Source organism: Flavobacterium tyrosinilyticum (assembly GCF_023656565.1).
Taxonomy (GTDB): domain Bacteria; phylum Bacteroidota; class Bacteroidia; order Flavobacteriales; family Flavobacteriaceae; genus Flavobacterium; species Flavobacterium tyrosinilyticum.
Map to the genome: position 1 here is coordinate 358,935 of NZ_JAMOKG010000001.1, position 15,197 is coordinate 374,131.

Annotated in this window: 13 protein-coding genes; 6 read left to right on the forward strand and 7 right to left on the reverse strand. The window is 32.8% G+C overall.

Annotated elements, in window-relative coordinates; genetic code table 11:
* Nucleotides 1-20 precede the first annotated feature (20 nt).
* From clpP to NCC77_RS01675, 4 genes are all read right to left on the reverse strand, one after another.
* Nucleotides 21-695, reverse strand: coding sequence for an ATP-dependent Clp endopeptidase proteolytic subunit ClpP (clpP, locus tag NCC77_RS01660; RefSeq protein ID WP_095927869.1), 675 nt, complete (start codon nucleotides 693-695; stop codon nucleotides 21-23).
* A gap of 327 nt (nucleotides 696-1,022) precedes the next feature.
* Complete coding sequence (locus NCC77_RS01665; protein ID WP_250834092.1) at nucleotides 1,023-2,345, reverse strand: trigger factor; 1,323 nt, start codon at nucleotides 2,343-2,345, stop codon at nucleotides 1,023-1,025.
* A gap of 112 nt (nucleotides 2,346-2,457) precedes the next feature.
* On the reverse strand, nucleotides 2,458-2,802 hold the full coding sequence (locus tag NCC77_RS01670; RefSeq protein ID WP_250834093.1) for a phage holin family protein: 345 nt from the start codon (nucleotides 2,800-2,802) through the stop codon (nucleotides 2,458-2,460).
* 54 nt (nucleotides 2,803-2,856) lie between these two features.
* Nucleotides 2,857-3,621 (reverse strand): alpha/beta fold hydrolase, encoded by a 765-nt coding sequence (locus NCC77_RS01675; protein WP_250834094.1) that lies wholly within the window; start codon nucleotides 3,619-3,621, stop codon nucleotides 2,857-2,859.
* 209 nt (nucleotides 3,622-3,830) lie between these two features.
* Here NCC77_RS01675 and NCC77_RS01680 point away from each other — a divergent pair, with 209 nt between their 5' ends.
* Nucleotides 3,831-5,141 carry a hypothetical protein gene (locus tag NCC77_RS01680; RefSeq protein WP_250834095.1) on the forward strand — a complete coding sequence of 437 codons (1,311 nt, stop codon included), beginning with the start codon at nucleotides 3,831-3,833 and terminating at the stop codon, nucleotides 5,139-5,141.
* Nucleotides 5,142-5,184: 43 nt separating this feature from the next.
* Here NCC77_RS01680 and NCC77_RS01685 read toward each other — a convergent pair whose 3' ends face one another.
* The 3 genes from NCC77_RS01685 to NCC77_RS01695 all read right to left on the reverse strand — a co-directional run bounded on the left by NCC77_RS01685 (nucleotide 5,185) and on the right by NCC77_RS01695 (nucleotide 9,118).
* A complete protein-coding gene (locus NCC77_RS01685) occupies nucleotides 5,185-6,051 on the reverse strand; it encodes a DUF4249 domain-containing protein (protein WP_250834096.1) in 867 nt (288 codons plus the stop codon).
* Between the two features lie 6 nt (nucleotides 6,052-6,057).
* Nucleotides 6,058-8,325 carry a TonB-dependent receptor plug domain-containing protein gene (locus tag NCC77_RS01690; RefSeq protein WP_250834097.1) on the reverse strand — a complete coding sequence of 756 codons (2,268 nt, stop codon included), beginning with the start codon at nucleotides 8,323-8,325 and terminating at the stop codon, nucleotides 6,058-6,060.
* Between the two features lie 79 nt (nucleotides 8,326-8,404).
* Nucleotides 8,405-9,118 (reverse strand): pyridoxine 5'-phosphate synthase, encoded by a 714-nt coding sequence (locus NCC77_RS01695; RefSeq protein WP_250834098.1) that lies wholly within the window; start codon nucleotides 9,116-9,118, stop codon nucleotides 8,405-8,407.
* A gap of 115 nt (nucleotides 9,119-9,233) precedes the next feature.
* On the opposite strand from NCC77_RS01695, the gene NCC77_RS01700 reads away from it, so the two are divergent.
* The 5 genes from NCC77_RS01700 (at nucleotide 9,234) to NCC77_RS01720 (ending at nucleotide 15,170) form a co-directional block, all read left to right on the forward strand.
* Nucleotides 9,234-9,893, forward strand: a complete 660-nt coding sequence (locus NCC77_RS01700) for a CBS domain-containing protein (RefSeq protein WP_250834099.1) — start codon at nucleotides 9,234-9,236, stop codon at nucleotides 9,891-9,893.
* Nucleotides 9,894-9,992: 99 nt separating this feature from the next.
* Nucleotides 9,993-10,877: an NAD kinase gene (locus tag NCC77_RS01705; protein ID WP_250834100.1), complete on the forward strand. Its 885-nt coding sequence runs from the start codon at nucleotides 9,993-9,995 to the stop codon at nucleotides 10,875-10,877.
* Nucleotides 10,878-11,050: 173 nt separating this feature from the next.
* Nucleotides 11,051-11,743: a type IX secretion system protein PorG gene (gene porG / locus NCC77_RS01710; protein WP_250834101.1), complete on the forward strand. Its 693-nt coding sequence runs from the start codon at nucleotides 11,051-11,053 to the stop codon at nucleotides 11,741-11,743.
* 3 nt (nucleotides 11,744-11,746) lie between these two features.
* On the forward strand, nucleotides 11,747-12,487 hold the full coding sequence (gene uppS / locus NCC77_RS01715; protein ID WP_095927880.1) for an undecaprenyl pyrophosphate synthase: 741 nt from the start codon (nucleotides 11,747-11,749) through the stop codon (nucleotides 12,485-12,487).
* Nucleotides 12,420-15,170 (forward strand): BamA/OMP85 family outer membrane protein, encoded by a 2,751-nt coding sequence (locus NCC77_RS01720; protein ID WP_250834102.1) that lies wholly within the window; start codon nucleotides 12,420-12,422, stop codon nucleotides 15,168-15,170. Before uppS ends, NCC77_RS01720 begins: the two co-directional genes overlap by 68 nt.
* Nucleotides 15,171-15,197 lie beyond the last annotated feature (27 nt).

Below are 15,197 nucleotides of genomic sequence, written 5' to 3' on the forward strand. Positions count from 1 at the left end.
ATGAGACCTGAAACTAATTCTTAGCTTCTTCTTAATACTTCGTCAATCATTCCGTACTCTTTTGCTTCATCTGCTTTCATCCAGTAATCACGCTCACTGTCTTTGTGCACTTTATCAAAAGTTTGTCCAGAATGTTGAGAGATGATGTTGTATAGTTCATCTTTTAATTTCAACATCTCACGTAAGTTGATTTCCATATCTGTTGCAACACCTTGCGCTCCTCCAGATGGTTGGTGAATCATTACTCTTGAGTGAGGTAGTGCAGAACGTTTTCCAGCAGCTCCCGCACATAATAAAACTGCCCCCATAGAAGCGGCCATTCCTGTACAAATTGTTGCTACATCTGGCTTGATGTACTGCATAGTATCATAAATTCCTAAACCTGCATAAACACTTCCTCCTGGCGAGTTTAAATAAATTTGAATATCTTTTGAAGCATCAGCGCTTTCTAAAAATAACAACTGAGCCTGAACAATATTAGCAATCTGATCGTCAATACCAGTTCCTAAAAAGATAATTCTGTCCATCATTAATCTTGAGAAAACGTCTAATTGAGAAATATTCAGCTGACGCTCTTCGATAATATATGGAGTCATGTTTGTTGGTGTCATCGCTGCTACGATTTTATCGTAATACATTGCGTTTACTCCTTGGTGCTTTGTAGCAAATTTTTTGAATTCTTTACCGTAGTTCATATTTTTAGTTTAAAGTTGAAAAGTCTAAAGTCAGCATGTGACTTAAACGAATTAAACAAAGTTCATACCTTTTTATAAGAAATGCCAATTTGTCGTCTTTTTTAAGATGCTAAGATTCTAAGTTACTAAGGTCCTAAGTTTTTTTTTCTAAGAAACATTTACCAACTTCAAACCTGAAACAAAAAAAGAACGTCAACAGAATAAAAAATTCCATTGACGTTCAAATATAATTATTTTTATCTTTCAGTTTCTGTAATAAAATCTTAATTTTTAAAAAGTATACCTCTTAACTTTAGACTTTAGAACTTTAGACTTTCAGACTTAAATTTATTCTCCGTAAGAAGCAGCAATAAATTCTTCGTAAGTAACCTCTTTAGTAGTTGGGTTAGCTTTTTCTTTGAAGATATCTAACATTTTAGCTGCTACAACTTGCTCAGAAAGTCTTTTTACTTCGTCTTGGTTAGATAAAACTCTAGCCACGATTCCTTGAACTTCTTCATCAGTTGGGTTTGTTTGACCAAATTGAGCCATTTGCTGTCTGATTGCGTTTGATGTAAACTCTTTCAAGTCATCAAATGTAATTTGGATATTGCTTTGAGCCAATGCTTTTCCTTCGATTAATTGGAAACGTAAACCTTTTTCAGATCTTGCGTATTCAACTTCAGCTTCTTCTGCAGAAAGTTTTTTCTCTCCAACAGTTTGCAACCATTTTTTAAGGAATTCAGCTGGTAAATCAAATTTTGTGTTTTCGATCAAGAAATCCTGAACGTCTAATAATAATTTTTGGTCTGCTTGCTGAGCAAATTGCGCTTCAGCATCTTCTTTAATTTTAGCTTTTAAGTCTTCTAAAGAAGCAACATTTCCTTCACCAAAAAGTTTATCAAATAATTCTTGGTTTAATTCAGCTGGTTCAGAACCGTTAATAGCTTCGATAGTGAAGTTTACTTCAACATCTAAACCGTGAACACCTTCGTGACCTACTTTTAAATAATCCATTAATTGGTGATCGTCTTCAAATAAACCTTTTGTGCTTACTGTAACAACATCTCCAACTTTTTTACCTGTGAATTGTTTTTGAGCTTTTTTGCTAAATGCATCAACAGAAATTGTAGTCGTATTATTGATTCCGTTTGCTTCGTTTGAGAAAGTTCCAGTTAAATCAGATTTAGCATCAGAAACTTCTTGAGGAACTGCTTTTCCAAATTGTTTTTGGATACGCTCCACTTGTCCGTCGATTAATTTATCGTCTGCAGTAACGATATATTTTACGATATTATTTTTAGCTTCAAGATCAATTTCGAAGTTTGGCACTAAACCAATTTCATATTCGAAAGTTAACTCTTCAGCATCCCAGTTAAAGTTTTCGTCTACTTTAGCAAGAGGAGTTCCTAAAAGATTTAATCTTTCAGATTGAATATAACGCTCTAAAGCCAAATCAACTACTTTTTTGATCTCTTCTTGCTTAATAGCTTTTCCGTATTGTTTTTCAACAAGATCTTTAGGCACGGCACCTTTTCTAAATCCTTTAACTTGTGCTAAAGGCATTTTTTCGTTAATTCTTTTTGCTACTTGACCTTTATAATCCATATGAACAACGTTCATAACAATCGTCTCGTTTACAGCGTCTATTGCTACTCTTTTAATATCCATCTTCTTCTTTAATTTACATAATAAAATTGGGTTGCAAAATTATAAAATTTTTGCAACCCAACCAAGTTTTTAATCTATTGTATTTGAAGCAGTTTTAATCTGCTCAATTGTTTTATTTATCGTCTCCCAATATTTTATAAGTAAGAGATTGAAGGATAGACAAAATAATGCTGAATATTAATGCCGTCCAGAATGTATCGACTACAAAACCGCCAACAATTTTTGTACAAAGCAAAATAATCAAAGCATTTATAACTAATAAAAATAAACCAAGTGTAACAAACGTTACTGGCAGAGTTAGCAATACCAAAATTGGTTTAATGAAGATATTTAGCAATCCTAAAACTACTGCAACAATTACGGCTGTACCAAAACTTTTAACATCTACTCCAGTTAAAATGTTAGACAATAATAAAACCAAGGCAGCTGTAACAAGAAGTCTAAGTAATAATTTCATAGTTATTCAGGTTTAAAATTTATTTAAAAGTACTAATTTTTCATCAAAAAATAACTACTCTTTCAAAAACTCCGTTGTCAATTCAAAAAACATTTTCGGATTTTCAGCATGAAGCCAATGCCCAGCATTTGGTATGGTTTCTAATTTTAAATTTGGAAAATGTTTACGGATTCCGTCCAAATCTTCATCTTGAATGTATCCAGAGTTTCCTCCACGAATAAATAATGTCAGGTTATTAAAAACTAAATCGTCTTCCAAAGGTTTTCCAATGGCATCCAGATTATTATTAAAAGCTTCAAGATTAAATCTAAAAGCCAATTGTCCAGGTTCTTTCCAGTATAAATTTTTCAACAAAAACTGACGTGTTCCAAAATCCGGAACGTATTGAGACACAATTTCCTCAACATCATTTCGGCTTGGTTTTATCGAAAAATCAACCGCATTTAATCCTGCCAAAATCTCCTGATGGTGCTGTTTGTAGAATCTCGGGCCAATATCTGCCACAATCAATTTATCGACAATCTCTGGATGCGTTGTTGCGAAAAGCATTGCTACTTTTCCTCCCATTGAATGTCCAAGAATATCAATTCGTGTTAGATTATTTGCTTGACAGTATTCATAAACATCTTGAACCATTGCTTCATAATTCCATTCGCTTGAATGAAAACTGCGCCCGTGGTTTCTTAAATCTAAAATATGAACCTGAAATCCAGCTTCTACATATTGCCCCGCAAGAGTTTTCCAGTTATCAGACATTCCTAGAAATCCGTGCATGATGACAAATGGTTTTCCTTCGCCTTCTATTTTTGAGTATAACATTTAATTTGCTTATAAAAATTCTATTTACAAATGTAAAAAACTTATCCATTACGACGATAACAGATATATCTATTAAACATTTTCAGATTATAATATTAATAAAAAAAACTTTACATACTTACGGTTTCCCGTAATGTTTAGAGCATTTAATCCTCTACCTTGCGCCCCAAAATAAAACCTAAAATTTCATTTTAATTTAAACACAAATCATGATCAAAAAACTACTTTTATTATCATTGATTGCTTCGCAACTTATGATTTCATGTTCTAGCGACAACAGCGATGAAGTAATTCCAGAAGTAAAACCAGACCCAAAACCAGAAGTAGAGCTAACTTTAGAAGAGCAAATTGCTGCGTTATTAAAACAGCCTTATTCAAGCCTTACTCCTGATCAGCAAAAAACAAAATTAGAAGCAGAAGCTAATGAAATGCTTGTTCAATTAGATAAAACAAAAAAATTAAGTGCTCTTGAAACTATCGAAAATCTAAACAATCTCCTTCAAGAAAGCCCTGTTGACATTTTTAACGGAAAAAGCGGTAATGGTATCGAAGAAGCTTTAACAGTATCTGGCGCTTATGGCGTATACACTTGGAACAGTACTCAAAAAATCTGGGTAAAAACATCGTCGTCTACTGAATTAAAATTTGTTTTCCCTGCTAAAAAGACACAAACTACTAACAATGCAGCATTTACTGCAAAAAGCACATCTTCTGATATTAAATTTTTAACTATCGATACTTATGGCGAATGGGCATGGAATTCAACTACTAGCCAATACACACAGGTTAAACCAGACTTAAATGACTGGTATTATTTGCCAACATCTGCAGATGCTGTTTTAACTATTGACAATGCACCAGCAGCAACTCTTTCTCTAACAGCAAAATATGCTAATGGCAAACAAGTTCCAACCGACCTTGGTTATAAAGTAACTCTAATCGATGGATATACTTGGGAAATGAGCAGTATAAAAGCAGTGCAAAACACTGCAAAAGCAGCTCTTACTTACAATGGTAAAAATTTACTTTCATTTACTGGCGGAAGCAGCACTGAAGTTGACAAACTAATTGGTAATGACGAACTTGGACAATACAGAGGTAAAGCAAATGGTCTATTGTCATTAATGGATAATTTTGTTGTCATAGCTGATATGGATCTGGCAAAAGACGCTGCTGATCGTATAGCATTAGACAAAAATATGCCTTATCCAACCTCTAGCACTCCTTCTGAAATGAGTATTTACAACAAAAAATACGCTGAGGCTAAAGTCGCTAATTTCAATAAAAACATCAAATTAATCTTAGTTTCTAAAAAAGACGGAACTAAAATCGCAGATATTGTACAGTATGCAGAAAAAGAAGTTAATGGATATTCTTCTGAAATCGATTATTACAATGCTGTGAATTATTTAAAATTTAATGACAAAACTGAAGTAGAAATGGGAGTTTATTTCTCTAAAGGATTTGATACTTTCTATGCTAAATTTAATGATTTTTCTGCTAGTTTTCAACAAAAGTAATACATCATTAAAATAAAATAGTAAAGCCGATTTGATCAGTTCATCAAATCGGCTTTGTTTTTTTAGAAGAAGTCTGGATAATTATATTACTTTGCCCATACCCAGCCCAAATACCTATTCCTCCTTTTATATTCGATTTTAAACTTGTATTCGATGGATAAATTGGATTTTTGGCATTCACAATTTCGTTTTGCCAACTGTTCCAGAAATCTAAAGATTCTTTAGTTTGAGTTCGTAACTTTACATGAATCAAATCTCCGTCAGTAAAATTTGGTGTAAATTTAGTTTTAGGAAACAATAAAACTCCTCTGTTTATCTGCATTTCAATGGCAGGATTTTCGAAATTTTTATCATCTAAATTACCATAAAAAGAGGGAACAAAAATGGGTTCTTCTCCTTCCACTTTTGTTGCAATTTGATAATAATTTTTTTCAGATACTGGATCATCAAATTTCACGAAGACATATCCTGTTGTATCTGTTGCATTCTTTTTTATGTATTCTGCACTTTTAAGCTGTACCGATTTTGGAATTGTGGTCGTTGCTTCAATAACACGGTTTAAATATTCAATTTTCATCGTGTATTCTTTCCCTGCTTGCCCCATTAAAGTCGAACCAAAATATACAAAGGGCGGAATACGGTTTTTATCGTTTTTTACTCTTAAAACTTCTGAACTCTCTCCGTCAGAAATGGTGATTTTTGCAGATCGAATTACATGATTTAAAACGTTTGTAGAATCAATGCCATCTGTCACAGGAATACTGCTAGAAAGCAAAACATTTGCATAATCTCCTTCTTCAATCCAGCCTTCTACAACTATTTTAGATTCCACGTTTTTCTGTTCACTAAAATTATCATTAGAACAGCTGACTACTAATAACCCCAAAAGAAACAATAGATATTTTTTCATCTCATTTTAAAATTTAAATCTCCAGCTCACTGAAGGAAGAATTCTATACAAAACTTTCTCATCTTGCTTTACTACAACTTTGTCTTTGTTTTCGTTTACTTGGACATCCAAAACAACATATATAGGATTAGAAACATTAAATGTATTGTAAATCGAAAAGTTTAAAGCGCTTTCTTTCTTCGAGGTTTTTATAAAATAATAATTAACTGAAAGATCTGTTCTGATATAATTTGGCATTTGAGCATTATTATATCCCGAATATTCTTTGACAGGATTATTATTTATAAAATACCACGACGTTGGCATTGTGAATCTATTTCCAGAACCAAATATTTGAGTTATTCCGAAATTCCATTTTGTATTTAAATCATACATTCCAACTACTGAAAGATTATGTCGTCTGTCATATTTTGCAAAATACGTGTTGCCGTTATTCAATTCATCAAAGTTTCTTTCAGACCAACTCAAAGTATAGCTTAACCAGCCCGTAAATTTTCCATTGCTTTTTTTCAACATCATTTCAAATCCATATGCCTTACCTTCTCCAACATACAAATCGTTCTTTAGAGTTGTAATTTCATTAAACTGAGTTATTCCATACGGATATTCGAGTAGATTTTTCATCGAACGGTAAAACCCTCCAAAAGAAGAAGAAAAATTCCTGCTTATATTTTGATTTGATCCAATAGAAAATTCATTAGAAGACTGCGGTTTAATTCCGTCAGAACTCGCAATCCAAAAATCAGTAGGAATACCAACACTAGAAGTTGTGATCAAACTTAAATATTGATATTGTTTATTGTAAGAAGCATAAAACGAATACTTTTCGTTTGCATAATAATTAAGTACCACTCGCGGTTGAAAATGCAGATATGAATCAGATCCCGAAATATAATAGTTCATTCGAAGTCCTAATTCAGCTGTTAGATTCTCCAATAATTTAGGTTTGGCACTTATAAAAATTGCGACTTCGTTTGCATCAATTTTTCTTTGAGAATAATTGTCAATTGTTGCCAGATTTTCGACATTTATTTTTTGAGGTTGCAAGTCATGATAAACATATTGCAATCCAGATTCAAACGGAACATTATGGATTGAAAATCTTACTGAATTTGCAAATCCTAAGTCCTTTACATAAGAAGAAACTCCAAACTCAATTGTTGCCTGCTCCATATTCAAGTCATTCAAATATTGGCTAAAATAAACCGTATTAGACATACTTACTTTAGACGAAAATGTAGTTGTTAAAGATGGCGATACTGTAAAATTACTCCATTTTAAATCGGTGTCAAGCGCAAAATTCTTATCCTTTATTTTGAGTCTATCAGCACTGTAAAAAGAATTTAAAGAAAATGAATTCTTTTCTGAGACTTGAGATAGAAAAGTAATATTGGCATCCGAAAAACCATATTTCATATCCTGAACATCATTCTTCGAATCAGATTTTAGCAATGGCCCAACGACTTCATCAATATAGGTTTTTCTTCCAGAAATATAGAATCCGGTTTTGTCACTTAACGGAACCGCTAAAGTTACCTGCGACGCCAGAATTCCAGCATTCCCTTGAATCGAAAACTCAGAAGGAATTTTTTTATTGGTATTTAAAAGCGTTGTAGAACTCAAGCGTCCGCCATATTTTGCATTCGAACTCGATTTATCAAATTCAACATCTTTAATATGATCTGTATTGTAAAAAGGAAATATTCCCAATAAATGCGACATTCCATAAATTGGAGTTTCATTATATAAAATCGCATTATGGCCCGGATCACCGCCACGAACATACAAATAACCATTTGCGTCTCCAGAGTTTTGCACTCCAGGTGTTAACTGCAAAAGTTTAATAACATCTGTTGTTCCTAAAAGTGTTGGAACAGCGTTTAATTCTTTCAAGTTAAAAGAAAGTCTTCCGCCAGATAAAGTTTTGATTTGATTTTTCTTATCACCTGAAACGATCACCTCTTTTAACTGAGAAATATCTTTTTCTAAAACTACAGCAATCACAGTATCTTTTAGGATATCGAACTCAATAGTTTTTGAGATAAAATCAGAATGATTGACTTTTATAACAAGTCTGCCAGAAGAAATGTTTTCTGAAAAATTCCCTAAAACATCAGTAGCAACATTCCATTGTTTTTTATTTACTTCTAAAAAAACATTTGCGCCAACAAGATTTTGGCTGTCAGAAGATTTTATATTTCCAGATATCTTTACGGTCTGTGCAAAGAGGCCAGAAAAAGAAAACAAGAGAAAGAAAATAATAGATTTTGGCACTTCGTTTTAATAAGAAAAGTGCGAAAATAAACAATTATAACCCAAATGTATCAGGTTATAATTGTTTTAAGTAGAAAGTTTATTTCAATTTATTCAGATACATATTTACGGTATTATCCAATCCAAGATAAAGTGCCTCTGAAATTAAAGCGTGGCCTATAGAAACTTCTAATAAACCTGGAATATTTTCTTTGAAAAATTTGATATTGTCTAAACTTAAATCATGTCCAGCATTGATTCCTAAACCTAATTCGTTTGCCAATACTGCCGCTTTTGTATAAGGATCAATTCCTTTTTCGTTTCCTAAACTATATTGATGCGCAAAAGATTCGGTGTATAATTCAATTCTATCTGTCCCTGTTTTTTTAGCGCCTTCAATCATTTCTAGAATTGGATCAACAAAAATCGAAGTTCTAATTCCGTTTCTTTGAAACTCGCCAATAACCTCTGTTAAATATTCTTGATTTTTGATGGTATCCCAGCCTGCAGATGATGTTATTGCTCCAATTGCATCTGGAACTAAGGTTACCTGATCTGGTTTGCATTCTAAAACCAAATCAATAAAATTATGTTGTGGATTTCCTTCAATATTATATTCTGTAGTAACAACTGCTTTTAAATCGCGCGCATCCTGATAACGAATATGACGCTCATCTGGACGCGGATGAATGGTAATTCCTTGCCCTCCAAATCGCTGAATATCTGCAGCTACTTTTAATAAATCAGGGACATTTCCGCCGCGAGCATTTCGAAGCGTTGCTATTTTATTGATATTTACACTTAATTTTGTCATATAAATAGATATTAATTCTAGTAATCTTATATTTGTTACGACAAAAATACAAAGTAAAACAGAGCAGTTTTCGGTATTTTTTGATTATTTTGCATCAAATATCCTCAATTGATTTATGACAGAAATTACAAACTATATCACAAACGATTTCAGAGCGATTGACAGTCAGGAAACGATTGCCTCGATTCAGGACTTTTTTATCGATGTAAATTTTTCTCATTTTCCGATTTTAGAAGATGGTATTTTCATTGGAAGCATCTCTTCTGATGATGTTGAAACATTTGACATTGATAAAAAAGCAATTGATTACAAATATACTTTGGAACGTTTTTTTGCGCGAAAATCTATGATTTGGTTAGACGTTCTAGAAGTTTTTGCAAAAAACCATACCAATATTCTTCCTATTCTTGACGAAAACAATACTTACATAGGCTACTATGAAATGGAAGATATCATGAAGTTTTTTCAGGAAACTCCGTTTTTAAAAGAGCCAGGTGCAATTATTATTGTTCAGAAAGGACTTTTGGATTATTCTATGAGCGAAGTAACCCAAATTGTAGAAAGCAATAATGGTAAGATTTTAGGCTGTTTTGTTTCTGAAGCTGATACAGAAAATGTTCAGATTACAGTAAAAATAGGCTTAGGAGCAATCAATGAAATAATCCAGACGTATAGAAGATACGGATACGAAATTATTTCAGAACATCAAGAGGACAACTATATCAACAGCTTAAAAGAGCGATCAGATTATTTAGACAAATATCTCAACATATAAATTATGAATGTGCCAATGGGAGAATTAGTTAATTAGATAATTTTCGCATTTTCCAAATTATCTAATTTACACATTGACAAATTATCTAATTTACAAAGAATGAAAATAGCCATTTACGGACAATACTATCAGAATAGCACTGAACCTATCATAAAAGACATTTTCTCATTCTTCAATACCAATAACGTCGAAATGGTAATTGAAGAAAACTTCCTGAATATGCTTTATGAAAAACAGCTTGTAAAAAAAGAATACAAAACTTTTTCGCCAAGTACTGCTTTAGACAATAGTTTCGAAATGCTGATTAGTATTGGAGGTGATGGAACGATTTTAAGAGCCGCTGCTTTTGTTCGTAATTCTGGTGTTCCTTTATTAGGTATAAATGCTGGGCGTTTAGGATTTCTTGCTAAAGTTCAGAAAGAAAATATCGAAAGTTTATTGCAATATGTAATAGATCAAAACTATACCACTTCTGAAAGAACTTTATTAGGAATTACATGCGAACCTTTTAATGAAGCCTTTAAAGAACTTAATTTCGCTATGAACGAAGTTACAGTAAGTAGAAAAGATACAACCTCGATGATTACAGTGGAGACTTATTTGAACAACGAATATTTGAACTCTTATTGGGCCGACGGATTAATCATTTCTACACCAACTGGTTCTACTGGATATTCTCTAAGCTGCGGCGGCCCCATTTTAACTCCAGATGTAAAAAGTTTAGTTATTACGCCAATTGCCCCTCACAATTTAACTGCCAGACCGCTTGTTATTCCAGACGATACCGAAATTAAACTTCGAGTAACAGGAAGAGAAGACCAATATTTGGTTTCTTTAGACTCGAGAATTTCTTCTGTAAAAAACGAGTCTATTTTAAAGATTAAAAAAACAGATTACAAAATTAAAATGGTTGAAATACCAGGCGAAACTTTCTTAAAGACCTTAAGAAACAAACTGCTCTGGGGAGAAGATAAAAGAAATTAAACTCTTTTCTGATTCTTCACTATACGATAATACCACATTTTCTCGTTCTGCATGTAGTGAATCATCATTAAATGGCTCTAAATCATATCGTAAATTGAAAAAAAAGCACATTTAACCAAAGGAACTTTGATTCGTATTGATAATTATTATATTTGCACGCAATTTTGAATTAAATGAAGAAAATTTTTAATTTATTGTTATGTTTTTTCCCCTTTATTACACTTAATGCTCAAATCCATGAGCTTGGTGTCTTTCTTGGCGGAAGCAACTTTGTAGGTGATGTTGGAAAAACCACTTACATAGCCCCAGAAAAGCTAGCTTTTGGAGTTCTTTACAAATGGAACAGAAGTCCGAGACATGCCTGGCGTTTCTCTTATACACAATCAAACATTAGTGGAAATGATTATAAATCAGATGAAACTGGAAGAAATCAGAGAGGCTATCGTTTTGACAATGATATAAAAGAGCTTTCTGCTGGTTTAGAATTCAATTTTTTTGATTTTAATCTTCACGATTATCACACCAAAATAACACCTTATGTATTTACTGGTCTAAATTACTTTTTCTACAATAATTTATACCGATATACTTCAAGTCCAAACACCGTATACGAGCTAAAAAATCAAAGCTCGGTTGCTATACCTATTATATTAGGTATAAAATCAAATATATCACCACGTTTTGTTTTAGCCGCTGAAGTTGGTGCGCGCTATACCTTTACAGATAATATTGACGGAAGTAATCCTAATACAAGCAGTCCAAATATCATGAAATTTGGAAATTTAAATAATAATGACTGGTATATTTTTTCAGGTATGACTTTAACGTATACCTTTGGAAAGAAACCATGCTATTGCGCATACTAAAAAATGAATTTACTAGAATCAATAGATCACACAAACTTACCTAAGCATCTGGCCATTATTATGGACGGTAACGGACGATGGGCAAAACAACAAGGTTTTTTGCGCGCATTTGGCCACGAAAACGGTACAAAATCTGTAAAAGAAATAATCAAAACTTCAGCTAAGCTTGGTATTGAATATTTAACCTTATACGCTTTTTCTACAGAAAATTGGAATCGTCCTAAATTGGAAGTTCAGGCATTGATGAAAATATTGATCAATTCATTGAAAAAAGAGCTTGTTACCCTTCAAGAAAACAATATTCGCCTTAACGCAATCGGAAATCTTGACAAATTACCCAAAACAGCCCAAAAAGAACTTTTGGATGTTATGGAAAAAACGAAAAACAATACTCGCTTAACTCTTACTCTCGCTTTAAGCTACGGCTCTAGAGAAGAATTAGTAAATGCCATAAAGTCAATTAGTGATAAAGTTAAAAATAATATAATTTCAATAGACACTATTGACGATTCAATTATAAATGAGCATCTTTACACGCAAAATTTACCAGACGTAGATTTATTAATACGAACAAGTGGAGAACATAGAATAAGTAATTTTTTACTGTGGCAGATTGCCTATGCAGAATTGTATTTTACTAATGTCTTGTGGCCAGACTTTAAAGACCAAGATTTATATGAGGCTATTATTAGTTATCAAAAAAGAGAACGTAGATTTGGAAAAACCAGTGAACAAATTAAATAATTTTTTAGTGTTACAAAAAAGAATACCACAAATAATCTGTGCCCTTTTATTACTGGGTAGTTTTTCACAAGTCAAAGCACAAGAAAGAGTTCCTTTTGATCAAGGAAAAAAATATATTCTAGCTAAAGTTTCTGTTGTTGGTAAAATAAGCTTCAATGAGCAGACTGTTGTAACCTTTTCGGGACTTCAAAAAGGCCAAGAAATTACTGTGCCTGGAGAAGAAATCAGTAGTGCAATTAAAAAATTAGGTAAACTAGGACTTTTTGACGAAATCGCTTTCTATGTTAACAAAGTAGAAAACGACAGTATTTATTTAGACCTAGATATTGTTGAGCTTCCTAAATTAAACGAAGTTAAAATCGTTGGCGTTAAGAAAAGCAAAATCGAAGGATTAATTAAAGATAATAACCTGACAAAGAACAAAATTGTCAACGAAAACTTAATTACTACGACAAAAAATTACATCGAAAATAAATACAAAAAAGAAGGTTTTTATAATACGAAAGTTACTATAACAAACACTCCTGACACTATTAACGGGCATCAAGTTAATATGCTTGTTAGAATAGATAAAGGAGACAAAGTTAAAATTAGCAGTATTGACTTCATTGGCAATAAACAGCTTACTGACAATCAATTGCGTGCTGCAATGAAAGACACGAAACAGAAAAACTTCATTCGTGTATTTAAAGCTTCTAAATTTATTCCAGAGAAATACAAAACTGACTTAGAAAAAGTAATTGCTGCCTACAAAGAAAAAGGATATCGTGATGCGCGTATTATCTACGATTCTGTGCAATACAGCAAGCAAAAAAATACCCTTGCAATTAAAATTAATGTAGAAGAAGGAAACAAATATTACTTCGGAAACATCAAATTCTTAGGAAATACTGTTTATTCAGATCAGCTTCTAAGCCGTTATTTAGGAATCAAAAAAGGAGAAACTTATAACGGAGTTTTACTAGAAAAAAGAATTGCAGATAAGACTAAACCAGACGCAGAAGATATTACGAATTTATACCAAAACAATGGTTATTTATTCTCTAACATCAACGCTGTAGAGGTAAAAACAGTTAATGACACTATTGATTTTGAGATTAGAGTTACAGAAGGTCCTATCGCTTATTTCAATAAGATCACTGTTGTTGGAAATGACAAAACAAACGACCACGTTATTTATCGTGAGTTAAGAACAAAACCAGGAGAAAAATATAGTAAAGAACAATTAGTTAGAACCATTCGTGAGATTGGACAATTAGGCTTCTTTGATCCTGAGGCAATTGATCCTAAGTTTAAAAACGTAGACGCCGGAGCTGGAACTGTAGATATTGAGTATAATGTAGTAGAAAAAGGATCTAGTCAGGTCGAACTTCAAGGAGGTTATGGCGGTGGAGGTTTCATTGGTACATTGGGACTTTCGTTTAATAACTTCTCGGCACGAAAGCTCTTTGACAAAGAAGCTTACAAGCCTTTACCAATGGGAGACGGACAAAAAGTTGCGCTTCGTTTACAAGGAAGTACCTATTTCCAAACCTACAGTTTATCTTTCTCAGAGCCATGGTTTGGAGGAAAGAAACCAGTACAGTTTAGTTCATCTATTTCATACAGTAAGCAATTTCTTAACAATTACATCACTAGAACTGTTGATAGAAGCAAAAGTTTTAATATTTTTACAATCCAAGTTGGGTTAGCAAAAAGATTAACGGTGCCAGATGATTACTTCGTATTATCACAATCTGTAAGTTATCAGCACTATGATTTGAACAATTACAACACAGGTTTATTTACTTTTGGTAATGGTGCATCAAGAAACTTAGCGTATACAATCGGGCTTTCAAGAAGTAATAAAGGGGTAAACCCAATATTCCCTACTTATGGTTCTGAATTTAGTATTAGTGCTAAAGTTACACCTCCATATTCATTATTTAACGGTGTTGATTATGGTAATTTACAAAATGAAAAGGAATACAAAACACAATATACAGGAACATCTGGAAGTGGTATAGATGGAAAACCACTTAACAATGGTGACTATGTTAAAACAGAAACTATAAATGGAACATCTGGTTATGTAAGTGTTGGATCTGATTTTGCAAGTGCTGATACAGATGTAGCAAAAGTCGATCAGAAAAAATACAACTGGTTAGAATACTATAAAATTAAATTTAAAGGAGACTGGTATACTAAAGTTTATGGAAAATTAGTATTAAGAACACTTACTGAATTTGGTTTCTTAGGAGCTTACAACCAAGAAAGAGGTGTAATTCCGTTTGAGCGTTTTTACTTAGGAGGTGACGGTATGGCAAACTACTCAATGGATGGTAGAGAGACTATTCAGTTGAGAGGTTATCCAAACAACTCTTTAACTCCAGTAAATGCAAATGGTGATGCAATTGGAGCAACGATTTACAACAAATTCTCTATGGAATTACGTTACCCAATTACATTAAAAGCGTCGGCTTCTATTTTTGCATTAACGTTCTTAGAAGCAGGTTCATCATACCCAACGTTCAAAGATTATAACCCATTCGACTTAAACCGTTCTGCTGGTGCTGGTTTACGTGTATTTATGCCTGCATTTGGATTATTGGGTATTGACTTTGGTTACGGGTTTGACGCTCTTCCAGGACAAACAAAAGCTAATGGTTGGGAAACACACTTTATCATTGGACAACAATTTTAAAGAAATAACGTTTGGTTAAAAATCATC